Raw genomic sequence first — 25934 nt, 5'->3', positions numbered from 1 at the left:
GGCCGGTGCACACCCCCTGCACCCTCGACTGGAGCCTCAGGAGCCAGCCATGAAGACGATCGACGAACTCGTCGCCGACGGCGTGCGCGGCAAGCGGGTCTTCGTCCGCGCCGACCTCAACGTCCCGCTCGACGGCGACACCATCACCGACGACGGCCGCATCCGCGCGGCCGTGCCCACGATCGAAAAGCTCGCCGAAAACGGCGCGCGGGTGGTCGTGGCCTCGCACCTGGGCCGCCCCAAGGGCGCCCCTGACCCGCAGTTCTCGCTGGCGCCCGTCGCGCGACGGCTCGGCGAACTCCTCGGCAAGCAGGTCGCGTTCGCGACCGACACGGTGGGCGACAGCGCGAAGGCCACCGTCGGCGAGAGCGCCGACGGCGGGGTCACGCTGCTGGAGAACCTCCGCTTCAACGCCGGCGAGACGAGCAAGGACGACGCCGAACGCGGCGCCTTCGCCGACGAGCTGGCCGCGCTGGCCGACGCCTACGTGGGCGACGGCTTCGGCGCCGTGCACCGCAAGCACGCCTCGGTCTACGACCTGCCGGCCCGCCTGCCGCACGCGGCCGGCTACCTGATCGCCACCGAGGTCGGTGTCCTGAGGAAGCTCACCGAGGACGTCGAGCGGCCCTACGCCGTCGTCCTCGGGGGCGCCAAGGTCTCCGACAAGCTCGGCGTCATCGACCACCTGCTGGGCAAGGCGGACCGGCTGGTCATCGGCGGCGGCATGGCGTACACCTTCCTCGCGGCCCAGGGCTACGAGGTCGGCAAGTCGCTGCTGCAGAAGGACCAGATCCCCGCGGTCAAGGGCTACCTGGAGCGCGCCGAGCAGCTGGGCGTGGAGTTCGTGCTGCCCGTCGACGTGGTGGCCGCGGCCGAGTTCCCCGACCTGAAGACCAAGGCGCCGGCCGATCCGACGGTGGTCGCCGCGGACGCGATCCCCGCCGACCTGGAGGGCCTGGACATCGGCCCCGAGAGCCGTAAGCTCTACGCCGCGAAGCTCGCCGACGCGGCCACGGTCTTCTGGAACGGTCCGATGGGCGTCTTCGAGCACCCTGACTTCGCCGACGGCACCAAGGCCGTCGCCCAGGGCCTGCTCGACGCCGCGTCCTCTGCGGAGGGGAACGGGGCCCTCACGGTCGTCGGCGGCGGCGACAGTGCCGCCGCGGTCCGTCAGCTGGGCTTCGACGAGAACGCGTTCGGACACATCTCGACCGGCGGCGGCGCCAGCCTCGAATACCTCGAGGGCAAGACGCTCCCTGGCCTGGCCGCACTGGAGGACTGACGCCGTGAGCGTCGCGCACGCGGCCGCCGGGCCGCGGACAACCACGAGACTCGCACTGCGCCGCGTGGGCACAGAAGCGAACAAGACAGGAGAGGCATGGCTACCCGTACCCCGCTGATGGCGGGCAACTGGAAGATGAACCTCAACCACCTCGAGGCCATCGCCCACGTCCAGAAGCTCGCCTTCGCGCTCACGGACAAGGACTACGAGGCCGTGGAGGTCGCGGTGCTGCCGCCCTTCACCGACCTGCGCTCCGTGCAGACGCTGGTCGACGGCGACAAGCTGCGGATCAAGTACGGCGCCCAGGACGTCTCCGCGCACGACTCCGGCGCCTACACCGGTGAGGTCTCGGGGCCGCTGCTGGCGAAGCTCAACTGCACCTTCGTCACCATCGGCCACTCCGAGCGCCGCCAGTACCACGGCGAGGACGAGCCGGTCGTCAACGCCAAGGTCAAGGCCGCCCTCAAGCACGGGCTGACCCCGATCATGTGCGTCGGCGAGGAGCTGTCCGTCCGCGAGGCGGGCAACCACGTCCCCCACACCCTCGCCCAGGTCGACGGCGGCCTCGAGGGCGTGGCCGCGGAGTCCGTGGCCGGGCTGGTCATCGCCTACGAGCCCGTCTGGGCCATCGGTACGGGCAAGGTCTGCGGTGAGGAGGACGCCCAAGAGGTCTGCGGCGCGATCCGGCAGCGGATCGGCGAGCTGTACGACGACGAGACGGCGCAGCAGGTCCGCATCCAGTACGGCGGCTCGGTCAAGTCCGGCAACGTCGCCAAGATCATGGCGCAGCCCGACATCGACGGCGCCCTGGTCGGCGGTGCCTCCCTGGACGCGGAGGAGTTCGTCAAGATCATCCGCTTCCGCGACCAGTGAGGCCCTACCGGGACCGGGTGAAGTCCCACCGGGACCGGTGAGGTCTCTTCGCGGCGGGTGCGAGCCCCCGTACCGGGGCGCGCTCCTGTGCAGCGTGTGACGAGGGGCGCTCGCCCGTCGTAGGCTTACGGGGCCGGGGCACACGCGCCGGCCCCGTAAGCACTTTGTAACCGAAAGTGTTCAGCGACGATCCGAGAGAGTTGGTCCAGCCGTGGTCATGGGGTTCTCTATCGCCCTCATCGTCTTCAGCGCGCTGCTGCTGCTGCTGGTGCTGATGCACAAGGGCAAGGGCGGCGGCCTCTCCGACATGTTCGGCGGCGGCATGCAGTCCTCCGTCGGCGGTTCGTCGGTCGCCGAGCGCAACCTCGACCGGATCACGGTCGTCGTCGGCCTGCTGTGGTTCGCCGTCATCGTCGTGCTCGGCCTGCTGATGAAGTTCAAGTGAGGTCTCCCGGCCGGCTGTTCGCCAGTTGACGCCTGCACAACGGCTGACAGGGCGTCGCACCCCCTGCCTATCATGAGGGCTCGCGTCCGGTACCGACGCAGTAACTCCGGTCACCGGGCGCGCGTTGGGCCCTACGTACACTAGGGCCGCCCGCAGCGGAGCGCGCGCATGGCCGCTGCTCCGTAGCACCGTGAGGCAGGAGTTACGACCGTGGCAAGTGGCAACGCGATTCGGGGCAGCCGGGTCGGAGCGGGGCCGATGGGCGAGGCCGAGCGAGGCGAGTCCGCGCCCCGCCTCCGCATCTCCTTCTGGTGCTCCAACGGGCACGAGACCCAGCCGAGCTTCGCCGGCGGCGCGGACATCCCGGAGACCTGGGACTGCCCGCGCTGCGGTTTCCCCGCAGGCAAGGACCAGGACAACCCTCCGGACCCGCCGCGTACGGAGCCGTACAAGACCCACCTCGCCTACGTGCGGGAGCGGCGCAGCGACGCGGACGGCGAGGCCATTCTCGCCGAGGCGCTCGCCAGGCTCCGCGGAGAGATCTGAGCGCGCGGCCCGCCTCTCCGGGCCGCAGCGCGCCACCCCGTAGCCCACAGCCTCCGCAGCACACCCGCACAGCACCGAACGATGGACGGCTCGGCCGCACACCGCCCCTGCGGTCCGCGGTCGAGCCGTCCATCGTCTAGGTTGGAGAGCGGCGGGGATCATTACGAGAGGAATGGGCTGATTTCGCTGATGAACGCTGAAGGCCGCACCCAGCTCGACCAGATGCCCGAGTGGCTCGCGCTGACCCAGCACCGCGAGGGATTCGGCCGGACGCACCTGCGGCGGCTGTTCGACGACGACCCGGAGCGCGCCGGACGCTACACCGTGTGGGTCGGTGATCTCTACATCGACTACTCCAAGCACCTGGTCACCGACGAGACGCTGCGCCTGCTGCGGCAGCTCGCCGAGGCGGCGGGCGTCGCACCGCTGCGCGACGCCATGTTCGCAGGCGAAAAGATCAACGTCACCGAGGACCGCGCTGTCCTGCACACGGCGCTGCGTACCCCGGAATCGGCCACCGTGCGCACGGACGGTGAGAACGTCACCCCCAAGGTGCACCAAGTCCTCATCCGCATGGGCACCTTCGCCACCAAGGTGCGCGAGGGGCACTGGGCCGGCCACACCGGCAAGCGCATCAAGAACATCGTCAACATCGGTATCGGCGGCTCCGACCTCGGCCCGAAGATGGCCTACGAGGCGCTGCGCCCCTACGCGCGGCGGGACATGAACTTCCGCTTCGTCTCCAACGTCGACGGCGCGGACCTGCACGAGGCCGTCCGCGACCTCGACCCGGCCGAGACGCTGTTCATCGTCGCGTCCAAGACCTTCACCACGATCGAGACGATCACCAACGCGAAGGCCGCGCGCGCCTGGCTGCTCGGCGCGTTCGACGGCGACTCCTCGGCCGTGGCCAAGCACTTCGTCGCCGTCTCCACCAACGCGGAGAAGGTCGCCGAGTTCGGCATCAACACCGACAACATGTTCGAGTTCTGGGACTGGGTCGGTGGCCGCTACTCCTACGACTCCGCCATCGGCCTCTCCCTCATGGTCGCCATCGGCCCCGAGTGCTTCGGCGACATGCTCGCCGGCTTCCACCTCATGGACGAGCACTTCCGCACCGCGCCCTTCGAGTCCAACGCGCCGCTGCTGCTCGGCCTGCTCGGCATCTGGTACGGCAACTTCCACGACGCCCAGTCGCACGCCGTACTGCCCTACAGCCACTACCTGTCCCAGTTCACCGCCTACCTGCAACAGCTGGACATGGAGTCCAACGGTAAATCCACCACGCGCGGCGGCGACCCCGTGCGCTGGCAGACGGGACCCGTCGTCTGGGGCACCCCGGGCACCAACGGCCAGCACGCCTACTACCAGCTGCTGCACCAGGGCACCAAGATGATCCCCGCCGACCTCATCGGCTTCGCCGACCCCATCGCCGAACTCGGCGACCTGCGCGACCAGCACGACCTGCTCATGGCCAACCTCTTCGCCCAAGGCCAGGCGCTCGCCTTCGGCAAGACCGCCGACGAGGTACGCGCCGAGGGCACCCCCGAGGCCCAGGTGCCGCACCGCACCTTCCCCGGCAACCGACCCACCACCACGATCCTCGCCTCGGCGCTGACCCCGTCCGTTCTCGGCCAACTCGTCGCCCTGTACGAACACAAGGTCTTCGTCCAAGGCGCCATCTGGGACATCGACTCCTTCGACCAGTGGGGCGTCGAACTCGGCAAGGTCCTCGCCAAGCGGCTGGAACCCGCCCTCACCGACGGCGCGGACGTCTCCGGCCTCGACGCCTCGACCACCACACTGGTCGAGCGCTACCGCTCCCTGCGGGGGCGCACAGCCTGAGGGCACCCGCGCACGCCCACGTGCGTGTGCCGCGTGCCCGCGCAGCACAGCACACGCCGCACCTCTGCACACGCTGCCCGGAGGGGCGGAGACCGGCGAGGTCTCCGCCCCTCCCGCATGCCCTCCCGCCCTCCCGTCACCCGATCGGGCGGCGGTCTCCAAGGCGGCGCCCCTGGGCACCCGGACTGCACGTCCGTGCGGAGGCGGGCCGCGCGGGCGCGGAGCCCGTCCCAGGCAAGCACGAAGCTGCGGCCCGGCGTGCAGGTGCGGCAGCGGTGGTTGAGTGCTCTCCCGCAGGGGCAGAAAAGCCCGACCGTTTTCACCTCGACCTCACGGTCAACGCCTACAAGTTCGATGCCGACCGGGAGGCGTTGCGGGAGCCGTTGGGGAGTTGGTGCAGGCGGTCATGGCTGAGGTGGAGAAGAAGGTGCCGTGTGAGGGGGCGGGGGACAGGGGGTAGGCCCCTGTCCCCCGGGGGCTCACGTGGTGGCGGGAAGCCGGGAGGCGGCGGCTTCGTCGAGCAGCCAAAGGGTGCGGGAACTCCCGCACACCGCCGCGGCGGGCGCCTGGAGCTCGCCGGAGCCCGCAAGGGCGCAGGCGACCGCTCCGGCTTTGTCCTCCCCCGCGGCGAGCAGCCATACCTCTCGTGCTGCCCGGATGGCGGGCAGTGTGAGGGAGAGGCGGGTGGGTGGCGGTTTGGGCGCGCCGTGGACCCCGACGACTGTCCGTTCCGTTTCCCGGAGTGCGGGGTGTTCGGGGAAGAGGGACGCGACGTGGGTGTCGGGTCCGACGCCGAGGAGGAGGACGTCGAAGGCGGGGACGCGCGCGGTGGCGTCGGGCCCCGCCGCGGCGGCGAGTTCCGTGGCGTAGGCCTCCGCCGCGGCTTCGGCGTCGCCGGCGTACGGCCCGTCGGAGGGCGGCATCACGTGGAGGCGTGCGGGGTCGAGCGGTACGGCGTCCAGGAGCGCTTCGCGGGCCTGGGTGTGGTTGCGTTCGGGGTCGTTCTCGGGGAGGAACCGTTCGTCGCCCCACCACAGGTCGAGCCGTGACCAGTCGATGCGGTCGCGGTCGCCGGAGGCGGCGACCGCGGCGAGCAGTGCGTTGCCGTTGCGGCCTCCGGTGAGGACGGCGGAGGCGGTGCCGTGTGCGGCTTGGGCGTCGGCGAGGCGGGTGAGGAGCCGTGCGGCCGTGGCCTGGGCGAGTTCGTCCTTGTCGCGGTGGATGAGGATGTCGCGTCCGGTGGCTGCCGCGCTCACTTTTGGCCCTTCTTCGCCGCCCGGGTCTTCGACGGTGACGCCGAGGTGGCCTTCTTCTTCGCCGGCGTGGGGGAGGCGGCGGTGGTGGGCTGCTCGGTGGCTGCGGTCTCGGGGGAGGCCGCGTCCTGCGCCGTTTGCGCCGAGGTCTCCGTCACGCCGGAGGCCTCCGTCGGTGCGGGGGCGGGTGAGGCGGGTGTGGGGTGTGCGGGGTCGGGGCCCGAGATCTTGTTGACGCCGAAGCGGACGGCTTCGGCGTACGCCTCGTCGGGATCGAGTCGCCGCAGTTCCTCGGCGAGGAGTTCGGCGGTGGTGCGCCGCTGGAGGGCGACGTGGCGGTCGGGCTGGCCGGGGACGGCGAGTTCGGCGAGGGCGCCGTCGGCGCGGTCGAGGCAGATCTGGCCGTCGGCGGTTTCCAGCCGTACGCCGGTGATGCCGGGGCCTTCGGAGATGCGGCGTTCGACGGGGACGCGCAGGCGTTCGGCGATCCAGAGGGCGAGGAGTTCGCTGGAGGGGTTGTACTCCTCGCCTTCGACGACGGCCGAGTCGATGGTGGCCAGTTTCTGGTCCAGCGAGGCGGCGAGCATGCTGCGCCAGGGGGTGATGCGGGTCCAGGACAGGTCGGTGTCGCCGGGCGCGTAGGTGCTGGCGCGCATGCTGAGGGCGCCGACGGGGTCCTCCGTGGCGGCGGCGTCGGTGATGCGCCGCTGTGCGAGTTTGCCGAGGGCGTCCTCGGCCGGGTTGGGTGGTGCGTCCTCGGGCCACCACACGACCACGGGTGCGTCCGGCAGCAGGAGCGGCAGGACGACGCTGTGGGAGTGCGAGGCCAGTTCTCCGTGCAGCCGCAGGATGACCGTTTCGCCGGAGCCCGCCTCTCCCACGTCGGCGCCGACGCGGACCTCGGCGTCGAGCCGGTGGCGCGCCCGGTCGCGGGGGGAGCGTCCTGGGCGCCGGACGACGACGAGGATGCGGGAGGGGTGCTCCTTGGAGGCACCGCTCGCGGCCTTGAGCGCGTCGTAGTGGTTGCCTTCGTCGGTGACGATGACGAGGGTGAGCACCATGCCCATGGCAGGCGAGCCGAGGGAGCGGCGCGCCTTGACCAGTTCGGCGTTGATGCGGCTGGACGTGGTGTCCGTGAGGTCGATGTTCATGGCCGCCGCCAAATCCGTCCGTCGCGTGCGAGCATCTCGTCGGCGCTCTGGGGCCCCCAGGTGCCGGCGGAGTACTGCTCGGGCTTGCCGTGTGTGTCCCAGTACTCCTCGACGGGGTCGAGGATCTCCCAGGAGCGTTCGACTTCCTGGTGCCGGGGGAAGAGGTTCGCGTCGCCCAGCAGGACGTCGAGGATGAGGCGTTCGTACGCCTCGGGGCTGGACTCGGTGAAGGATTCGCCGTAGGCGAAGTCCATGGTGACGTCGCGGATCTCCATCTGGGTGCCGGGCACCTTGGAGCCGAACCTGATGGTGACGCCTTCGTCGGGCTGGACGCGGATGACGAGGGCGTTCTCGCCCAGTTCCTGGGTGTCGGTGGTGTCGAAGGGGGAGTGGGGGGCGCGCTGGAAGACGACGGCGATCTCGGTGACGCGGCGGCCGAGCCGCTTGCCGGTGCGCAGGTAGAAGGGGACGCCTGCCCAGCGGCGGTTGTCGATCGCCAGCTTTATGGCGGCGTAGGTGTCGGTTTTGGAGTTCGGGTCAATGCCCTCTTCGTCGAGGTAGCCCGGCACCTTTTCGCCGCCTTGCCACCCGGCCGCGTACTGGCCGCGCACCGTGTGCTTGCCCAGGTCCTTCGGCAGCCGTACCGAGTTGAGGACCTTGAGCTTCTCGGTGACGAGCGCCTTGGCGTCGAAGGAGGTGGGTTCCTCCATCGCGGTCAGGGCGAGGAGCTGGAGGAGGTGGTTTTGGATGACGTCGCGCGCGGAGCCGATGCCGTCGTAGTAGCCGGCGCGGCCGCCGATGCCGATGTCCTCGGCCATGGTGATCTGCACGTGGTCGACGTAGCTGCGGTTCCACAGCGGTTCGAACATCGTGTTGGCGAAGCGGAGGGCCAGGATGTTCTGGACCGTCTCCTTGCCGAGGTAGTGGTCGATCCGGAAGACCGAGCTGGCCCGGAAGACCTCGTGGATGACGGAGTTCAGCTCCCGGGCCGACTTCAGGTCGTGCCCGAAGGGCTTCTCGATGACGGCGCGGCGCCAGGATCCCGGCCCCGCGTCGGAGAGGCCGTGCTTCTTGAGCTGGGAGACGACCGTGGGGAAGAACTTGGGCGGTACCGAGAGGTAGAAGGCGAAGTTGCCGCCGGTTCCGCGGGACTTGTCGAGTTCCTCGATGGTGGCCCGCAGGGTTTCGAAGGCCTCGTCGTCGTGGAATTCGCCGGGGACGAAGCGCATGCCCTGGGCGAGCTGCTGCCAGACCTCCTCGCGGAAGGTGGTCCTGGAGTGTTCCTTGACCGCGTCGTGGACGACCTGGGCGAAATCCTCGTCCTCCCAGTCGCGGCGTGCGAAGCCGATGAGGGAGAAGCCGGGTGGGAGGAGTCCGCGGTTGGCGAGGTCGTAGACCGCGGGCATCAGCTTCTTCCGGGACAAATCACCCGTGACGCCGAAGATGACCAGGCCCGACGGCCCCGCGATGCGCGGGAGCCGCCGGTCCTGAGCGTCACGCAGCGGGTTGTCCGTACCGCTGACGTTGCTCAATTCGCTTACGCCTCCTTCGGGGCGAGGCGCTGCAGCTCGGCCTCCGTGGACGTGAGCAGGTCCTTCCAGGAGTCCTCGAACTTCTGGACGCCCTCGTCCTCGAGCACCTTGACGACGTCGTCGTAGGAGATGCCCAGCTTGGCGATGCCGTCGAGGACGGCCTGCGCGTCCTCGTAGGAGCCGCGGACCGCGTCGCCCTCGTTGTCGCCGTGGTCGCCGACGGCCTTGAGGGTGGCCTCCGGCATGGTGTTGACCGTGTTGGGTGCCACCAGCTGGGTCACGTACAGCGTGTCGGGCAGCTCGGGGTCCTTCACGCCGGTCGACGCCCACAGCGGACGCTGCTGATTGGCGCCGGCCTTCTCCAGGGCCTGCCAGCGATCGGAGGCGACGACCTGCTCGTACTCCCGGTAGGCCAGTCGGGCGTTGGCGATCGCCGACTTGCTCTTGAGGGCCTTGGCCTCGTCGGTGTCGAGCGCGGCGAGCCGCTTGTCGACCTCGGTGTCCACGCGGGAGACGAAGAAGGACGCCACGGAGTGGATGTCGGACAGGTCGAGGCCCAGGCTCTTGGCCTTCTCCAGGCCCGCCATGTAGGCGTCCATGACCGCCCGGTACCGCTCCAGCGAGAAGATCAGCGTGACGTTGACGCTGATGCCCTTGCCGATCGTCTCGGTGATGGCGGGGAGACCGGCCTCGGTGGCCGGAATCTTGATGAAGGTGTTGGGCCGGTCGACCAGCCAGGCCAGCTGGCGGGCCTCGGCGACCGTCGCCTTGGTGTTGTGGGCCAGACGAGGGTCGACCTCGATGGAGACCCGGCCGTCCTTGCCGCCGGTCGCGTCGTAGACCGGACGCATCACGTCGGCGCCGTCGCGGACGTCCGCCGTGGTGATCATGCGGACGGCCTCCTCGACGGAGACGCGGCGGGCGGCCAGGTCGGAGACCTGCTGCTCGTAGCCCTCGCCTGCCGAGATGGCCTTCTGGAAGATGGTCGGGTTGGTCGTCACGCCGACCACGTGGTGCTCGTCGATCAGCTCGCCGAGGTTGCCCGACGTGATGCGCTTGCGCGACAGGTCGTCCAGCCAGATCGCGACGCCTTCGTCAGTAAGGCGCTTCAGTGCGTCTGTCATGGGATTCGCATCTCCTGTGCTTGTTGGCTTTTCGTTGTGTCGGGGCCCGCCGGGTGGTCGCTCAGGTGAGCGACCACCCGGCCGGCACCTCCCGGACGGGTCCGGGGGAGTCCTCGGCGGTTCAGCGGGACGCTGCCTGCAGCGACTCCTTGGCCGCGAGCTCCACGGCGTCCGCGGTGAAGCCGAACTCCTTGAAGAGCACCTTGGCGTCGGCCGAGGCGCCGAAGTGCTCCAGCGACACGATGCGGCCCGCTTCGCCGACGTACCGGTGCCAGGTCAGCCCGACGCCCGCCTCGACGGCGACGCGCGCCTTGAGGTTGGGGGGCAGGACGCTGTCGCGGTAGGACTGCTCCTGCTCCTGGAACCACTCCAGGCACGGCATCGAGACGACCCGCGTCGGGATTCCCTGCTCCTGCAGCTGCTCGCGCGCCGTGACGGCGAGCTGCACCTCGGAGCCGGTCGCCATCAGGACGATCTGCGGGTGGCCGCCTTCCGCCTCGAACAGCACGTAGCCGCCCTTGGCGGCGGCCGGGTTCGCTTCGTAGGTCGGCACGCCCTGCCGGGTGAGTGCCAGCCCGTGCGGCGCCGGGTTGCTGCTGTGGCGGCGCATGATCTCCGCCCACGCCTCCGCGGTCTCGTTGGCGTCCGCGGGGCGGACGACGTTCAGTCCGGGGATGGCGCGCAGCGCGCTCAGGTGTTCGACCGGCTGGTGCGTGGGGCCGTCCTCGCCCAGGCCGATGGAGTCGTGCGTCCACACGTAGGTGACGGGCGCCTTCATCAGCGCGGCGAGCCGGACGGCGGGGCGCATGTAGTCGGAGAAGACCAGGAACGTACCGCCGTAGACGCGCGTGTTGCCGTGCAGCGCGATGCCGTTCATCGTCGAACCCATCGCGTGCTCGCGAATGCCCCAGTGCACCGTACGCCCGTACGGGTCGGCGCCCGGCAGCGGATTGCCCTCGGGCAGGAAGGACGTCTGCGCGAACGTCGTGTTGTTCGAGCCGGCCAGGTCGGCGGAGCCGCCCCACAGCTCGGGGATGACGGGGCCGAGCGCCTTGAGCACGCTGCCGGACGCCTTACGGGTGGCCACCGACTCGCCCGCGGGGAAGACGGGCAGCGCCTTCTCCCAGCCCTCGGGCAGCCGGCCCTCGCGGACGCGGTCGAACTCGGCGGCGCGCTGCGGGTTGGCCTCACGCCACGCGGCCATCCGCTTGTCCCACGCGGCCTGCATCTCGCGCCCGCGGTCGCTGGCCTTGCGGACGTGCGCGAAGACCTCGTCGGAGATGAAGAAGTCCTTCTCCGGGCTGAAGCCCAGCACGCGCTTGGTGGCGGCGACCTCGTCGTCGCCCAGTGCCGAGCCGTGGGCCGCCTCGGTGTTCTGTGCGTTGGGGGCCGGCCAGGCGATGATGGAGCGCATCGCGATGAAGGAGGGGCGCTCGGTCTCGGCCTGCGCCGCCTTGAGGGCCTTGTACAGCCCCTTCGGGTCGAGGTCGCCGTCCTCCTTCTGGTCGACGCGCTGCACGTGCCAGCCGTAGGCCTCGTACCGGCGCAGCGTGTCCTCGGAGAAAGCGGTCGCCGTGTCGCCCTCGATCGAGATGTGGTTGTCGTCCCACAGCACGATCAGGTTGCCCAGCCGCTGGTGGCCCGCGAGGGAGGAGGCCTCGGCGGAGACGCCCTCCTCCAGGTCGCCGTCGCTGGCGATGACCCAGATGTCGTGGTCGAACGGGGATTCGCCCGCGGCCGCCTCCGGGTCGAAGAGGCCGCGCTCGTAGCGGGCGGCCATCGCCATGCCGACCGCGTTGGAGACGCCCTGTCCCAGCGGGCCCGTCGTCGTCTCCACCCCCACGGTGTGGCCGTGCTCGGGGTGGCCGGGCGTGCGGCTGCCCCAGGTGCGGAACGACTTGAGATCGTCCATCTCCAGGCCGTAGCCGGCCAGGAAGATCTGGATGTACTGCGTGAGGCTGGAGTGCCCCGCGGAGAGGACGAAGCGGTCGCGGCCGGTCCAGTCCGGGTCGGTCGGATCGTGGCGCATCAGCTTCTGGTAGAGCAGGTACGCGACGGGTGCCAGGCTCATGGCCGTACCGGGATGGCCGTTACCGACCTTCTGCACGGCATCCATGGCCAGGACTCGAACCGTGTCCACGGCCTGCTGGTCCAGGTCGGTCCACTCAAAGTCTGTGGTGGTCGGCTTGGTGCTCACCCTGCGTCAGGGCTCCTCTCCACATGTTCGATGGCCGGTGTGTGCGCTCACCGGGCGGTGTCGAGCGTACCGTTGCCGGGACGTGCGACTTTGCGACAGGTCACTGTGTGGTCACCACCTCGTCCCCGGCCGACAATCACCAGAACGTGGGAGAGATATGTGCTATTCCCACCGATTGGCTGCCCGGGGCGCCGCGGCACCCACTCCCAGGCTGACGTCTGTTCCCCCGATTCGCCCGTCGAACACGGCTCATTCGCGCTCGGATCTGCCCGCCGCGCTGACCTCGAAAGACGCGCCGGGCCCGGGCAGCGGCGCCACAGCGGGGCCGACCGCCCACGACGAGGGCCAACACGGGCGACCCCCCATGACGGGCGAGGTATGGCAGGCGTCTAAAGTGGCGTGGTACGCGCGAGCTTGACCCGGGCCTGCACCTTTTCCTGCTGTGTGCCCGTGACGTCGGCTCGCTGGTTCCTAATGAGTCGATCAGGGGTGTCCGTGACGGCCGTCGAATCCCGTCCCGCGGGGACGCTGGAGCCCAGCGGCCACCGGCCGCTCGGCGCCCGCGTGAAGGCGTTCATCGAGCTGACCAAGCCGCGGATCATCGAGCTGCTCCTCATGACCACCATCCCGGTCATGTTCCTGGCGGCTCAGGGCGTGCCCGACCTCCAGCTCGTGGTGATCACCTGCCTCGGCGGCTATCTGTCGGCCGGCGGCGCCAACGCGCTCAACATGTACATCGACCGCGACATCGACGCGCTCATGCACCGCACCGAGCGCCGACCGCTGGTCACCGGCGTGGTCAAGCCGTGGGAGTGCCTGGTCTTCGGCATCAGCCTCGCGCTGGTCTCCACCCTGATGTTCGGCCTGCTGGTCAACTGGCTCTCGGCCGCCCTCTCGTTGGGCGCTCTCCTCTTCTACGTCGTCGTCTACACGATGCTCCTGAAGCGGCGTACGTCGCAGAACATCGTCTGGGGCGGCATCGCAGGATGCCTGCCCGTCTTCATCGGCTGGTCCGCCGTCACGAACGAGGTCAGCTGGGCCGCCGTCATCCTCTTCCTGGTGATGTTCTTCTGGACGCCGCCGCACTACTGGCCGCTGTCCATGAAGGTCAAGGAGGACTACCAGCGGGTCGGCGTGCCGATGCTGCCCGCCATCGCCAGCAACGTCACCGTCGCCACCCAGATCGTCGTCTACAGCTGGATCATGGTGCTGGTCTCCCTGCTGCTGTGGCCGCTGGGGTACGTCGGCTGGTTCTACCCCCTGGTGGCGGTACTGGCCGGCGGACTGTGGCTCTGGGAGGCGCACGCCCTGCGCGCCCGCGCCCGCGCGGGTCTGACCGGCGCCAAGCTCAAGGAGATGCGCCTCTTCCACTGGTCGATCACCTACGTGTCGCTCGTCTTCGCCGCCGTGGCCATCGACCCGTTCCTGCGCTGAGGCGTGCTCGTCCGCGCGGGGGCGCTCATCAGCTGTCCCCGCGCCCCTCCCGCCGACGCCCCACGCACGAGCGCCCGCACGCTCCACGTAACGCGAATGGCTCCCTCCCCGTCAGTCGGGAGGGAGCCATTCGCGTTAGGGCGTTCCGCGGTGGTGCGGTGGCGTGGTGGTGAGGGTCCGGGGTCCGGGCCCGACGGCACCCTGTGGACCACGGGCGGACGCGAGGGGTGCGTCCCGGAACGCCGCTCCTACCGGTTGGCGGGGCCGCCCACCTGGATACCGGCCATGCGCTCCCACTCGTAGGGGCCCGTGCGCATATGCTCGGCCATCTCGCCGTCGAAGCTCTCCTTGAGCGTGGCACCGGCCGCCTGCACGGCCTCCTCGGCCGTCTCCTTCGAGGGCGCCATCAGATCGCCCCAGGTGCCGTCCGAGCTCACCAGCGAGATGCGGAAACCCCGCTGGCCCACGTAGGCGATCTGGGCTTCTGCGCTGCCGCCGTGCCGCTTCGCGAACCCGCTGATCTGCTGGGCGAGCCGGCCCGCCCGCTTGCTGCTGTCTGCTGCCATGAGGCAGATGCTACCGGCGGGTAGCTGCGGAGGCGAGGGGGCGGGGACGACGGCCTCGGCGTGGAGCCTGGCCGCCCCCGGATGCGCCGGGGGCGGCGGGCGTCGTCAGCGGCCCGCGGACGACGCCGGCGCGCCCGCGGACGACGCCGGCGCGCCCGCGGACGACGCCGGCGCGCCCGCGGACGACGCCGGCGCGCCCGCGGGCCGCGGGGCCGCCTCGGCAGCGGGTGCAGGCTCGGCAGCGGGTGCAGGCTCGGCGGCGGATGCGGCGGATGCGGCGGATGCGGCGGATGCGGCGGATGCGGCGTTGGCGGCGGTGTCCTGGCCCGGCTCGGGCTCCGGCGCGGTGGCCGCGAGGGGTGCCCGCTCGCGCGTCGACAGCACCACCCGCAGGACGCCGATCCACACCAGCGTCGAGCCCAGCAGGTGCACGCCGACGAGCACCTCGGGGAGGTCGGTGACGTACTGCACGTATCCGATGACGCCCTGGGCGAGCAGGACGATGATCAGATTGCGTGCGGTGCTCCGCGGACCCCGGGGGGCGTCCATGACGCGGAGGCCCACGTACAGCAGCACCGCCAGCGCCACCACGATCCAGGCCAGCGCGGCGTGGCTCTGCGTCGCCAGCTCCACGGAGACCGGCATGCGCTTCACGTCGCTGCTGTCGCCCGCGTGCGGCCCGGCGCCCGTCACGACCGTGCCGGCGATCAGGAGGCAGGCGGAGAAGAAGGTCAGGACGTAGGTGAGCTTCCTGACGGGGCTGCCCACCAGCGGGCGGGGCGGTGCCTCACCCTCGCGGGTGCGCAGCCAGGTGAGTGTCGTGACCGTCAGGAGGGCCATCGCCGCCAGGAAGTGGCCGGCCACCACGAACGGGTTCAGCTTCACCCATACGGTGATGCCGCCGACGACGCCGTTGCTCATCACGACCCAGAACTGCGACCACGCGAGCCGGCTCAGCCCCTTGCGGGCGGGCTTCATCGACCGTACGGCGATGATGGTCCAGCCGACGGCGGCCGAGACCACCCACGTCATCATGCGGTTGCCGAACTCGATGGCGCCGTGAATGCCCATCGCCGAGGTGGCGGTGAGGCTGTCGTCGCTGCACTTGGGCCACGTGTCGCACCCGAGCCCCGAACCGGTGAGCCGCACGGCCCCGCCGGTCACCACGATGAGAACGCTCATCAGCAGCGCGGTGAGGGCGGCCCGCTGCACGGTACGGGGGGAGGGGGTCCAGCGTGCGGCGATGTACGCGATGGGGTTACGTACGACTTCGAGCAGATTCGGCACGCAGCCATCGTAGAGCGCCGCTTGTGCGCGCTTTCACGAGGGGGTGCCGGGCGCCGTCGTACGCCCCCGACCGGCGCGGCCGGCCGGTCACTCCCACTTGAAGAAACGCGCCGCCGCGCCCAGCCCCACCACGGCCCACACCACCAAAACCGCCAGATCGCCCCAGGGCATCCCGGCCCCCTGCCGGAGCACGTCGCGCAGCCCGTCGGAGAGAGCGGAGATCGGCAGCAGCCGAAGAGCGCTCTGCGCCGCGTCCGGGAACGTGTCCAGCGGGACGATCACGCCCCCGCCGACCAGCAGCAGGATGAAGACCAGGTTCGCCCCCGCCAGTGTCGCCTCCGCCTTGAGCGTGCCCGCCATCAACAGGCCGAGCCCGGAGAAGGCGGCCGTGCCCAGCAGGAGCAGGAGCAGCACGGTGGCCGGGTTGCCGTGCGGCGACCAGCCCAGGGCGAGCGCCACCACGCTCAGCAGCAGCACCTGGAGGGCCTCGATGACCAGGACGGAGCACGTCTTGGCCGCCATCAGCCCCCAGCGGGGCAGCGGGGAGGCGCCGAGCCTCTTCAGCACGCCGTAGCGGCGCTCGAAGCCGGTGGAGATGGCCTGCCCGGTGAAGGCGGTCGACAGGACGGCCAGGCCGAGGATGCCCGGGGCGAGGAAGTCCACCCGCGAGCCCTCGCCGGTGTCGACGATGTCGACGGCGCTGAAGAGCACCAGCAGCAGGGTCGGGATGATGACGGTCAGCAGCAGTTGCTCCCCGTTGCGCAGTTGTGTCCGCGTCTCCAGCCACGCCTGCGCGCGCACCATGCGCGGCAGCGGCGCGGCGCCCGGCTCCGGCGCGTACGTACCGGCGGCAGCCCGCCCGCTCATGAGCGCAGCTCCTTCCCCGTGAGCTCCACGCTGCGATGCCCCGGGGGACGACCCCCGGACCCCCGGCCGGTCAAAGCGTGCCGTTTCACGAGCGCAGCTCCTTCCCCGTGAGTTCCAAGAAGACGTCTTCCAGGGTTCTGCGCTCCACAGAGATGCGGTCAGGCAGCACGCCGTTCTGGGCGCACCAGGAGGTGACGGTGGCGAGCAGCTGGGGGTCGACCGTTCCGGTCAGGCGGTAGCTGCCCGGGTGCAGCTCGGCCGCTTCGGTTCCGGTGGGGAGGGCCTTGAGGAGGGAGGGGAGGTCGAGTCCCGGGCGCCCGGCGAAGCGGAGGGTGTTCTCGGCGCCGCCCTTGCACAGGACGTCGGGCGGGCCCTGGGCGATGACCTTGCCGCCGTCGACGATGGCGACCTCGTCCGAGAGCTCCTCGGCCTCTTCCATGTGGTGCGTGGTCAGCAGCACGGTGACCCCGTCGGCGCGCAGGTCGCGCACGAGGTCCCAGGTGGCGTGGCGGGCCTGCGGATCGAGTCCGGCGGTGGGCTCGTCCAGGAAGACCAGTTCGGGGCGTCCGACCAGGGCGAGGGCCAGCGCCAGGCGCTGCTGCTGGCCGCCGGACAGCCGGCGGTAGGGCGTACGGCCGCAGCTGCCCAGGCCGAGGCGTTCCATGAGCGCCGGCACGTCCAGCGGGTGGGCGTGCAGTGTCGCCATGTGGCGCAGCGTCTCCTCGGCGCGCGCGGTGGGGTAGATGCCGCCGCTCTGCAGCATGACGCCGATCCGGGGCCGCAGCTCGCTCCCCTGGGTGACGGGGTCGAGGCCGAGCACCCGGACGGTGCCGCCGTCCGGACGGCGGTAGCCCTCGCAGGTTTCGACGGTGGTGGTCTTGCCCGCGCCGTTGGGGCCCAGGAAGGCGGTGACGGTGCCGCGCTCGACGGTCAGGTCGAGTCCGTCGACGGCGGTCTTGTCGCCGTACCGCTTCACCAGCCCCGCGACCTCGAGCGCCGCTGCACTTTGCATGGACGCAGTCTAAGGAGCGGCCACGGGCGCTCTGTCCGGGGGTTTGCGGGTTAGGTACGCCTTACGTGACGCACCCCATTGTGACTGGTCACAGGCGGCGCTTGCCGGGTTCCGGCGAATTAAGCAACAATGGCGTTGTGAAAAAGAGGGACGAGGCTCGGGAGGACCGACCGATGGCCGCAGCGGCCACCGGCGAGGCCGCCGTGTCCGGCTCCTCCGCATCGCGGACGACGCCCGCGGTACGGGCGGCCGAGGCGGGCGTGCCCCCGCCGTCGGCCCGGGTCCCGCAGGACGAGCGGCCCGCCCCCGCGCCCCAGGCGGCGCAGGACGAGCAGCCCGGCACGCGGAACAAGGTCGCCCGCTCCCTTCTCGACCACGGCCCGTCCACCGCGGCGGAGGTGGCGTTGCGCCTGGAGCTGACGCAGGCGGCCGTCCGCCGGCATCTCGACGCGCTCACCGGTGAGGGCGTCGTGGAGGCCCGCGCGAAGCGGGTCTACGGCTCGCGGGGCAGGGGGCGGCCCGCCAAGGTGTTCGCCCTCACCGACTGCGGCCGGGACGCCTTCGACCAGGCGTACGACGAGCTCGCCGCCGACGCGCTGCGGTGGATCGCCCAGCAGGCGGGCGGCGGAGAGGTCGGCGAGGCGGCGATCGCCGCCTTCGCGCGGGCCCGCGTCGAGGCGCAGGCCGAGAAGTACCACGCGGCGCTCGCCGGAGTGCCCCCCGAGGACCGCGCGCGGGCGCTGGCACGCGCCCTGTCCGAGGACGGGTACGCTGCCACGGCGCGGGAGGCCCCCGCGCAGGCGGGCGAGCAGCTGTGCCAGCACCACTGCCCGGTGGCTCATACGGCCGAGCAGTTCCCCCAGCTGTGCGAGGCGGAGACGGAGGTCTTCTCCCGCCTGCTCGGCACGCACGTCCAGCGTCTGGCGACCATCGCGCACGGCGACGGGGTGTGTACGACCTTCGTCCCGGGGGCACAGCCGAAGACCGCGGCGCAGAAACCCCCGCCGCGGCCGCAGGCCCCAGCACCACCGCAGACCTCAGCACCACCCACCACCGCGATATCGCCGAAGACCCGCAAGACCAGCAGCACCGCCACCCATGCGAACGAGGCCGGGAGGAACCCCGCATGACTGCTCCTACAGAGACTGCTCACCCCGAGCTCGAGGGGCTGGGCAAGTACGAGTACGGCTGGGCCGACTCCGACGCCGCGGGCGCCACCGCCAAGCGCGGCCTCTCCGAGCATGTCGTCCGCGACATCTCGGAGAAGAAGAACGAGCCCGACTGGATGCTCAAGCTCCGCCTCAAGGGCCACAAGCTCTTCGAGAAGAAGCCGATGCCGAACTGGGGCTCGGACCTGTCGGGCATCGACTTCGACAACATCAAGTACTTCGTCCGGTCCACCGAGAAGCAGGCCCAGTCCTGGGAGGACCTGCCCGAGGACATCAAGAACACCTACGACAAGCTCGGCATCCCCGAGGCGGAGAAGCAGCGCCTGGTCGCCGGCGTCGCCGCGCAGTACGAGTCGGAGGTCGTCTACCACCAGATCCGCGAGGACCTGGAGAAGCAGGGCGTCCTCTTCCTGGACACGGACACGGCGCTGCGCGAGCACCCCGAGCTGTTCCAGGAGCACTTCGGCACCGTCATCCCGGCCGGCGACAACAAGTTCGCCGCGCTGAACACGGCGGTGTGGTCCGGCGGCTCCTTCATCTACGTCCCGCCGGGCGTCCACGTCGACATCCCGCTCCAGGCCTACTTCCGGATCAACACGGAGAACATGGGCCAGTTCGAGCGGACGCTGATCATCGTCGACGAGGACGCCTACGTGCACTACGTCGAGGGCTGCACCGCGCCGATCTACGACTCGGACTCGCTGCACTCGGCCGTCGTGGAGATCATCGTCAAGAAGGGCGGCCGCTGCCGCTACACGACGATCCAGAACTGGTCGAACAACGTCTACAACCTGGTCACCAAGCGCGCCGTGGCCTACGAGGGCGCGACCATGGAGTGGGTCGACGGCAACCTCGGCTCCAAGGTGACGATGAAGTACCCGGCGGTCTACCTCATGGGTGAGCACGCCAAGGGCGAGACGCTGTCCGTCGCCTTCGCCGGCGAGGGCCAGCACCAGGACGCGGGCGCCAAGATGGTCCACATGGCCCCGCGTACCTCCTCCAACATCGTCTCCAAGTCGGTGGCGCGCAGCGGCGGCCGCACCTCCTACCGCGGTCTCATCGAGATCGGCGAGGGCGCCGAGGGCTCCAAGTCCAACGTGCTGTGCGACGCGCTGCTGGTCGACACCATCTCGCGCTCGGACACCTACCCCTACGTCGACGTCCGCGAGGACGACGTGACGATGGGCCACGAGGCGACGGTCTCCAAGGTCAGCGACGACCAGCTCTTCTACCTGATGAGCCGCGGTCTGGCCGAGGACGAGGCCATGGCGATGATCGTGCGCGGCTTCGTCGAGCCGATCGCCAAGGAGCTGCCGATGGAGTACGCGCTGGAGCTGAACCGGCTGATCGAGCTGCAGATGGAAGGCGCGGTGGGCTAGTGCCGCCCCGGCACAGAGCCGCACGTTCCTCTCCGGCCCCTCGCGTAGCGGGCCGGACCCTCGCCGCCGCGGCCGAGCGCCGCGGCGCCCGGGGGGACTTCCTGGACTTGACCCAAGAAAGCGAGCAACACGACAGCCATGGCTGAGGCCCAGACAATCCCCGGTGGGTCCAACACCTCCGGAGCCATCGCGGTGGCCGCAGAGTCCACCACCGCCACGAGGATGAGCGCCCCGCCGTCCTTCGACGTGGCGGACTTCCCGGTGCCGCACGGCCGCGAGGAGGAGTGGCGCTTCACTCCGCTGGACCGGCTCAAGGGCCTGCACGACGGCACGGCGCAGGCGTCGGGCGGCATCAAGACGGACGTGTCCGCGCCCGACGGCGTCACCGTCGAGGCCGTCGGGCGTGACGACGAGCGCGTCGGCCGGGCCGGCAAGCCGGTGGACCGGGTGGCGGCCCAGGCGTTCTCCTCCTTCGAGAAGGCCTCCGTCATCTCGGTGCCCAAGGACGCGGTGCTGACCGAGCCTGTGCGGGTGAGCCTGCACGGCGAGGGCGGCGTGTCGTACGGGCACACGGTCTTCGACGTCGGCGCCTTCGCCGAGGCCGTCATCGTCATCGACCACACGGGTGACGCGGTGCGCTCGGCCAACGTCGAGTTCGTCCTCGGCGACGGCGCGAAGGTGACCGTGGTCTCGGTGCAGGACTGGGACGACACCGCTGTGCACTGCTCGCAGCACAACGCGCTGGTCGGCCGCGACGCGACGTTCAAGTCCGTCGTGGTCACCTTCGGCGGCGACGTGGTGCGGCTCAACCCGCGCGTGACCTACGCGGGCCCCGGCGGTGAGGCCGAGCTGTACGGGCTGTACTTCACCGACGCGGGCCAGCACCAGGAGCACCGCCTGCTGGTCGACCACGACACGCCGAACTGCCGCAGCAACGTCGCCTACAAGGGCGCGCTCCAGGGCGACGACGCGCACGCGGTGTGGATCGGTGACGTACTCATCCAGGCGGACGCCACCGGCACCGACACCTACGAGCTCAACCGGAACCTGGTGCTGACCGACGGCTCGCGCGTCGACTCGGTGCCGAACCTGGAGATCGAGACCGGCGAGATCGTGGGTGCCGGGCACGCCTCGGCGACCGGCCGCTTCGAGGACGAGCAGCTGTTCTACCTGATGGCGCGGGGCATCTCCGAGCAGGAGGCCCGCCGCCTGGTGGTGCGCGGCTTCTTCGCCGAGCTCGTCCAGCAGGTCGGCCTGCCGGACGTGGAGGAGCGGCTCCTCGCCAAGATCGAGGCCGAGCTGGAGGCGTCCGTCTCATGAGCGAGGAAGGCTTCGCACGCGTCGCCTCGCTCGGCGAGCTGGAGGAGGACACCCCGCTGCGGGTGGAGCTGGGCGGCGTCCCGGTCTCCGTCGTCCGTACCGACGGCGAGGTCTTCGCCATCAACGACATCTGCTCGCACGCGAACGTGTCGCTGTCCGAGGGTGACGTGGAGGACTGCATGATCGAGTGCTGGCTGCACGGCTCGCGCTTCGACCTGCGGACCGGCAAGCCCTCCGGTCTGCCCGCCACCCGTCCCGTGCCCGTGTACCCCGTAAAGATCGAAGGAGACGGCCCCGATGCGGCAGTGCTCGTCTCCGTCACACAGGAGTCCTGAAGCCCCCATGGCAACGCTTGAGATCAACGACCTGCACGTCTCCGTCGAGGCTGAAGACTCGACAGGTGGCCCCACCGAGATCCTGCGCGGCGTCGACCTGACAGTGAAGCAGGGTGAGACGCACGCGATCATGGGCCCCAACGGCTCCGGCAAGTCCACCCTGGCCTACTCGCTGGCCGGCCACCCCAAGTACACGATCACCGGCGGCTCGGTGAAGCTCGACGGCGAGGACGTCCTGGAGATGTCCGTCGACGAGCGCGCCCGCGCCGGTGTCTTCCTCGCCATGCAGTACCCGGTCGAGGTCCCCGGTGTCTCCGTCTCCAACTTCCTGCGCACCTCCGCCACCGCCATCCGCGGTGAGGCCCCCAAGCTGCGGACGTGGGTCAAGGAGGTCAAGGAGGCCATGGAGCGGCTCTCCATCGACCCGAAGTTCGCCGAGCGCAACGTGAACGAGGGCTTCTCCGGCGGCGAGAAGAAGCGCCACGAGATCCTCCAGCTGGAGCTGCTGAAGCCGAAGATCGCGATTCTGGACGAGACCGACTCCGGGCTCGACGTGGACGCGCTGCGCATCGTCTCCGAGGGCGTCAACCGCGTCCGCGAGTCCGGCGAGGTCGGCACCCTGCTGATCACGCACTACACCCGCATCCTCCGCTACATCAAGCCGGACCACGTGCACGTGTTCGCCAAGGGCCGGATCGCCGAGTCCGGCGGTCCCGAGCTGGCCGACAAGCTGGAGGAAGAGGGCTACGAGCAGTACGTGAAGGGTGGTGCCACTGCGTGACACAGCTCCCTGGCCTGCTGGACACCGAGGCCATCCGTAAGGACTTCCCCATCCTGGAGCGCCAGGTGCACGACGGGCACAGGCTCGTCTACCTGGACAACGCCGCGACCTCGCAGAAGCCGACCCAGGTGCTGGACGCGCTGGCCGACTACTACGAGAAGCACAACGCCAACGTCCACCGCGGCGTGCACGTGCTCGCGGAGGAGGCGACGGCGCTGTACGAGGGCGCGCGCGACAAGGTCGCCGCGTTCATCAACGCGCCCAGCCGCGACGAGGTGATCTTCACCAAGAACGCCTCGGAGTCGCTGAACCTGGTGGCGAACATGCTCGGCTGGGCCGACGAGCCCTACCGCGTGGAGCGGGACACCGAGATCGTCATCACGGAGATGGAGCACCACTCCAACATCGTCCCGTGGCAGCTGCTGTCGCAGCGTACGGGCGCGAAGCTGAAGTGGTTCGGGCTCACCGACGAGGGCCGTCTCGACCTGGCCGGGATCGAGGAGCTGATCACGGAGCAGACCAAGGTGGTCGCGCTCACGCTCGTCTCCAACATCATGGGCACCTTCAACCCCGTCGAGGACATCGTGCGGCGGGCGCAGGAGGTGGGCGCTCTGGTGGTGGTGGACGCCTCCCAGGCGGCGCCGCACATGGTGCTGGACGTGCAGGCGCTCCAGGCCGACTTCGTGGCCTTCACCGGGCACAAGATGTGCGGCCCGACCGGCATCGGTGTGCTGTGGGGCCGCCAGGAGCTGCTCAACGACCTGCCGCCCTTCCTGGGCGGCGGGGAGATGATCGAGACCGTCACGATGCACTCGTCGACGTACGCTCCGGCGCCGCACAAGTTCGAGGCGGGTACCCCGCCGGTCGCCCAGGCCGTCGGGCTGGGCGCGGCGGTGGACTACCTGTCGGCGATCGGGATGGACCGCATCCACCAGCACGAGCAGGCGCTGACCCAGTACGCGGTACGCCGGCTCGGGGAGATCCCGGACCTGCGGATCATCGGCCCCGCCACGGCCGAGGACCGCGGTGCGACGATCTCCTTCACGCTCGGTGACATCCACCCGCACGACGTGGGCCAGGTGCTGGACGAGCAGGGCATCGCCGTCCGGGTCGGGCACCACTGCGCCCGCCCGGTCTGCCTGCGCTACGGAATTCCCGCGACGACGCGAGCGTCGTTCTATCTGTACTCCACGCCCGCCGAGGTGGACGCCCTGGCGGACGGCCTGGAGCACGTACGGAACTTCTTCGCTTAGGGGCTGTCGGTGAAGCTGGACTCGATGTACCAGGAAGTGATCCTGGACCACTACAAGAACCCGCACGGGCGTGGGCTGCGCGACGGCGACGCCGAGGTGCACCACGTCAACCCGACGTGCGGCGACGAGATCACCTTGCGGGTGCGGTACGACGGCGACAGGATCGAGGACGTGTCGTACGACGGGCAGGGCTGTTCCATCAGTCAGGCCAGCGCCTCGGTGCTCAACGAGCTGCTGGTCGGCAAGGAGCTGTCCGAGGCCCGCAGCATTCAGGAGAAGTTCCTGGAGCTGATGCAGTCCAGGGGCCAGCTGGAGCCGGATGAGCACATGGAGGACCTGCTGGAGGACGCCGTGGCGTTCGCCGGGGTCTCGAAGTACCCGGCGCGGGTGAAGTGCGCGCTGTTGAGCTGGATGGCCTGGAAGGACGCGACGGCGAAGGCGTTCAGCGGGGAGGAAGCGACGGCGCAGGCACTGGGTACGACGGAAGCCGACTCGGCCAAGGAGAAGACGGCATGACCGAGATGACCACCAAGCCCGCGAGCGAGGAAGAGGTTCGCGAGGCGCTCATGGACGTCGTCGACCCCGAGCTGGGCATCGACGTCGTCAACCTCGGCCTGATCTACGGAATCCACGTCGATGACGCGAACAGCGCGACCATCGACATGACGCTCACCTCGGCGGCCTGTCCGCTGACCGACGTCATCGAGGATCAGGCGCAGTCCGCTACCGAGGGCATCGTCAACGAGCTCAAGATCAACTGGGTCTGGATGCCCCCGTGGGGCCCGGACAAGATCACTGACGACGGCCGCGAGCAGCTGCGGGCGCTGGGCTTCAACGTCTGAGCGCGCGCCGCGCGAAAACCGTTCGCGGAAAACCGTTCGAAAGGGCCATGCCTGCCGGGGGAACCTGGGGGCATGGCCCTTTCGCTGCATCATCTCGTCATCGACGCTCACGATCTCCCCGCGCTCGCCCGGTTCTGGTGCCGGGTGCTGGAGTGGCAGGTGCTCTCCGAGAAGGAGCGGGAGGTGATCATCGGCCCTTCCGCCGAGGCCGGTACCGGTATCTGCTTCATGCCCGGCACGGACGCGAAGAGCGTAAAGAACCGGCTCCACTTCGACCTCGCGCCCGACGACCAGGAGGCGGAGGTCGCCCGGCTGCTGGCGCTGGGTGCCCGGCGGCTGGACATCGGCCAGGGCGAGGGCCGCAGCTGGGTCGTGCTCCAGGATCCCGAGGGCAACGAGTTCTGCGTCCTGAAGCCGCGCCGGAACCTCATCGCGTTCGCGGACTGAGCCACGTCGCCCCCGCCCTTCACGACCCTCTTGCGTACAGCCGTACGCATCGTTGTGTACGCTCGTACGCATGGTCTATGTGACGCTCGCGGGAGCGATCCTCGCCGAGGTGCTGGGAACGACGGCGATGAAGTACAGCGACGGCTTCAGCAAGCTGGTGCCGTCGCTGATCACCGCCGCCGGATACGTGGTGGCGTTCGTGCTGCTCGCGCACACCCTCAAGACGATGTCCGTCGGCACGGCGTACGCCATCTGGTCGGGCGCCGGCACCGCGGTCATCGCCATGATCGGCATGGTCTTCATCGGCGAGTCCGTCACCGCCGCGAAGACCCTCGGCCTGCTGCTGGTGATCTGCGGGGTGGTCGTCCTGAACCTGGGAGGGACGCATTGATGGCGCGGCGGTTCGACCCCGAGCGCAGGCAGCGCATCATCGACGCGGCCATCCGCATCGTGGAACTGAAGGGGATGGCCGCGCTGAGCCATCGCACGGTCGCCGCGGAGGCGGACGTGCCGCTCGGCTCGACCACCTACCACTTCGCCAGCCTGGACGACCTGCTGCTCGCAGCGCTGGAGCAGGTCAACTGCGAGCCGCAGACCGCCATCGAGAGCTGGGGCGACGACCTGGCCGAGGACGTCCCCCTGGCGGACGGGCTGACTCGGGTGCTGGAGGAGTACGCCTCCGGCGGGCGCGGCCGCATCCGGCTGGAGTACGAGCTGTACCTGGCGGCGCTGCGCCGCCCGCTGCTCCAGCCGGTGGCCGCCGCCTGGCTGGACGACATGGTGCGGGTGCTCTCCCGGCACACCGCCGACCTGGCGACGGCCCGCGCCCTGGTCGCGCTCATCGACGGGCTGCTGCTCCAGTTCCTGCTCACCGACCGGCCCTTCGACCGGGACGAGGTGCGCGGAGCGCTCGCCAGGGTGCTCAGCGATCCGGGCAGCGGCCTGTGACCGTCACACGGACCGGTTCGTCATCCCGCGCGCACTCCGGATAGCG

At 70.2% G+C, this 25934-nt stretch carries 26 protein-coding genes; 17 read left to right on the top strand and 9 right to left on the bottom strand.

The annotated features are described in order from the left end of the window. The first annotated feature begins 49 nt into the window (after positions 1-49). The 5 genes from DTL70_RS06530 (at position 50) to pgi (ending at position 4991) form a co-directional block, all read left to right on the top strand. Positions 50-1282, top strand: coding sequence for a phosphoglycerate kinase (locus DTL70_RS06530; RefSeq protein ID WP_114020887.1), 1233 nt, complete (start codon positions 50-52; stop codon positions 1280-1282). A gap of 96 nt (positions 1283-1378) precedes the next feature. After that, positions 1379-2155: a triose-phosphate isomerase gene (gene tpiA / locus DTL70_RS06525; protein ID WP_114020886.1), complete on the top strand. Its 777-nt coding sequence runs from the start codon at positions 1379-1381 to the stop codon at positions 2153-2155. A 211-nt stretch (positions 2156-2366) separates the two neighbouring features. After that, the gene (gene secG / locus DTL70_RS06520; RefSeq protein WP_181856498.1) at positions 2367-2600 is read left to right on the top strand and encodes a preprotein translocase subunit SecG; all 234 of its coding nucleotides are present in this window, start codon (positions 2367-2369) and stop codon (positions 2598-2600) included. A 258-nt stretch (positions 2601-2858) separates the two neighbouring features. Further along, positions 2859-3146 (top strand): RNA polymerase-binding protein RbpA, encoded by a 288-nt coding sequence (locus tag DTL70_RS06515; protein ID WP_245979068.1) that lies wholly within the window; start codon positions 2859-2861, stop codon positions 3144-3146. A gap of 189 nt (positions 3147-3335) precedes the next feature. Continuing rightward, a complete protein-coding gene (gene pgi / locus DTL70_RS06510; RefSeq protein WP_114020884.1) occupies positions 3336-4991 on the top strand; it encodes a glucose-6-phosphate isomerase in 1656 nt (551 codons plus the stop codon). A gap of 479 nt (positions 4992-5470) precedes the next feature. Here the strand turns inward: pgi and pgl are convergent, their stop codons facing one another. The 5 genes from pgl to tkt form a co-directional block, all read right to left on the bottom strand. Continuing rightward, positions 5471-6247: a 6-phosphogluconolactonase gene (gene pgl, locus DTL70_RS06505; RefSeq protein WP_114020883.1), complete on the bottom strand. Its 777-nt coding sequence runs from the start codon at positions 6245-6247 to the stop codon at positions 5471-5473. Continuing rightward, on the bottom strand, positions 6244-7395 hold the full coding sequence (opcA, locus tag DTL70_RS06500; protein WP_114020935.1) for a glucose-6-phosphate dehydrogenase assembly protein OpcA: 1152 nt from the start codon (positions 7393-7395) through the stop codon (positions 6244-6246). The genes pgl and opcA overlap by 4 nt, the downstream gene beginning before the upstream one ends. After that, positions 7392-8927: a glucose-6-phosphate dehydrogenase gene (gene zwf / locus DTL70_RS06495; protein ID WP_114020882.1), complete on the bottom strand. Its 1536-nt coding sequence runs from the start codon at positions 8925-8927 to the stop codon at positions 7392-7394. Before zwf ends, opcA begins: the two co-directional genes overlap by 4 nt. A 5-nt stretch (positions 8928-8932) precedes the next feature. After that, positions 8933-10051, bottom strand: coding sequence for a transaldolase (gene tal, locus DTL70_RS06490; protein ID WP_114020881.1), 1119 nt, complete (start codon positions 10049-10051; stop codon positions 8933-8935). 121 nt (positions 10052-10172) lie between these two features. After that, complete coding sequence (gene tkt / locus DTL70_RS06485) at positions 10173-12248, bottom strand: transketolase (protein ID WP_114020880.1); 2076 nt, start codon at positions 12246-12248, stop codon at positions 10173-10175. A gap of 474 nt (positions 12249-12722) precedes the next feature. Between tkt and DTL70_RS06480 the strand changes: the two genes are divergently transcribed. Further along, a complete protein-coding gene (locus DTL70_RS06480; RefSeq protein WP_114020879.1) occupies positions 12723-13682 on the top strand; it encodes a heme o synthase in 960 nt (319 codons plus the stop codon). A gap of 248 nt (positions 13683-13930) precedes the next feature. Here the strand turns inward: DTL70_RS06480 and DTL70_RS06475 are convergent, their stop codons facing one another. The 4 genes from DTL70_RS06475 to DTL70_RS06460 form a co-directional block, all read right to left on the bottom strand. Further along, positions 13931-14248, bottom strand: a complete 318-nt coding sequence (locus DTL70_RS06475; RefSeq protein WP_114020878.1) for a hypothetical protein — start codon at positions 14246-14248, stop codon at positions 13931-13933. 105 nt (positions 14249-14353) lie between these two features. Further along, positions 14354-15535, bottom strand: a complete 1182-nt coding sequence (locus DTL70_RS06470) for a COX15/CtaA family protein (RefSeq protein ID WP_114020877.1) — start codon at positions 15533-15535, stop codon at positions 14354-14356. 87 nt (positions 15536-15622) lie between these two features. Then, complete coding sequence (locus DTL70_RS06465; RefSeq protein WP_114020876.1) at positions 15623-16402, bottom strand: ABC transporter permease; 780 nt, start codon at positions 16400-16402, stop codon at positions 15623-15625. An 85-nt stretch (positions 16403-16487) separates the two neighbouring features. Beyond that, the gene (locus DTL70_RS06460; RefSeq protein ID WP_114020875.1) at positions 16488-17414 is read right to left on the bottom strand and encodes an ABC transporter ATP-binding protein; all 927 of its coding nucleotides are present in this window, start codon (positions 17412-17414) and stop codon (positions 16488-16490) included. A 173-nt stretch (positions 17415-17587) separates the two neighbouring features. Here DTL70_RS06460 and DTL70_RS06455 point away from each other — a divergent pair, with 173 nt between their 5' ends. The 11 genes from DTL70_RS06455 to DTL70_RS06405 all read left to right on the top strand — a co-directional run bounded on the left by DTL70_RS06455 (position 17588) and on the right by DTL70_RS06405 (position 25888). Then, on the top strand, positions 17588-18544 hold the full coding sequence (locus DTL70_RS06455) for a helix-turn-helix transcriptional regulator (protein WP_114020874.1): 957 nt from the start codon (positions 17588-17590) through the stop codon (positions 18542-18544). After that, complete coding sequence (sufB, locus tag DTL70_RS06450; protein WP_114020873.1) at positions 18541-19962, top strand: Fe-S cluster assembly protein SufB; 1422 nt, start codon at positions 18541-18543, stop codon at positions 19960-19962. Before DTL70_RS06455 ends, sufB begins: the two co-directional genes overlap by 4 nt. 138 nt (positions 19963-20100) lie before the next feature. Continuing rightward, complete coding sequence (sufD, locus tag DTL70_RS06445) at positions 20101-21282, top strand: Fe-S cluster assembly protein SufD (protein ID WP_114020872.1); 1182 nt, start codon at positions 20101-20103, stop codon at positions 21280-21282. Further along, positions 21279-21617: a non-heme iron oxygenase ferredoxin subunit gene (locus DTL70_RS06440; RefSeq protein ID WP_114017016.1), complete on the top strand. Its 339-nt coding sequence runs from the start codon at positions 21279-21281 to the stop codon at positions 21615-21617. Before sufD ends, DTL70_RS06440 begins: the two co-directional genes overlap by 4 nt. Positions 21618-21624: 7 nt before the next feature. After that, positions 21625-22398 carry a Fe-S cluster assembly ATPase SufC gene (gene sufC / locus DTL70_RS06435; protein ID WP_114020871.1) on the top strand — a complete coding sequence of 258 codons (774 nt, stop codon included), beginning with the start codon at positions 21625-21627 and terminating at the stop codon, positions 22396-22398. Beyond that, complete coding sequence (locus DTL70_RS06430; protein ID WP_114020870.1) at positions 22395-23651, top strand: cysteine desulfurase; 1257 nt, start codon at positions 22395-22397, stop codon at positions 23649-23651. Before sufC ends, DTL70_RS06430 begins: the two co-directional genes overlap by 4 nt. Before the next feature lie 9 nt (positions 23652-23660). Next, positions 23661-24167, top strand: a complete 507-nt coding sequence (gene sufU, locus DTL70_RS06425; RefSeq protein WP_114020869.1) for a Fe-S cluster assembly sulfur transfer protein SufU — start codon at positions 23661-23663, stop codon at positions 24165-24167. Next, positions 24164-24493 (top strand): metal-sulfur cluster assembly factor, encoded by a 330-nt coding sequence (locus DTL70_RS06420; RefSeq protein ID WP_027736579.1) that lies wholly within the window; start codon positions 24164-24166, stop codon positions 24491-24493. The genes sufU and DTL70_RS06420 overlap by 4 nt, the downstream gene beginning before the upstream one ends. A 72-nt stretch (positions 24494-24565) precedes the next feature. Beyond that, positions 24566-24940 carry a VOC family protein gene (locus DTL70_RS06415; RefSeq protein ID WP_114020868.1) on the top strand — a complete coding sequence of 125 codons (375 nt, stop codon included), beginning with the start codon at positions 24566-24568 and terminating at the stop codon, positions 24938-24940. 70 nt (positions 24941-25010) lie between these two features. Further along, positions 25011-25331, top strand: a complete 321-nt coding sequence (locus DTL70_RS06410; protein WP_114020867.1) for a DMT family transporter — start codon at positions 25011-25013, stop codon at positions 25329-25331. Next, the gene (locus tag DTL70_RS06405) at positions 25331-25888 is read left to right on the top strand and encodes a TetR/AcrR family transcriptional regulator (RefSeq protein ID WP_181860811.1); all 558 of its coding nucleotides are present in this window, start codon (positions 25331-25333) and stop codon (positions 25886-25888) included. The genes DTL70_RS06410 and DTL70_RS06405 overlap by 1 nt, the downstream gene beginning before the upstream one ends. The last annotated feature ends 46 nt before the right edge of the window (positions 25889-25934 follow it).

The organism is Streptomyces diacarni (assembly GCF_003323715.1).
Taxonomy (GTDB): Bacteria; Actinomycetota; Actinomycetes; order Streptomycetales; family Streptomycetaceae; genus Streptomyces; species Streptomyces diacarni.
The sequence above is the reverse complement of the archived record's forward strand: the minus strand, read 5'-3'. Positions and strand labels throughout refer to the sequence as shown.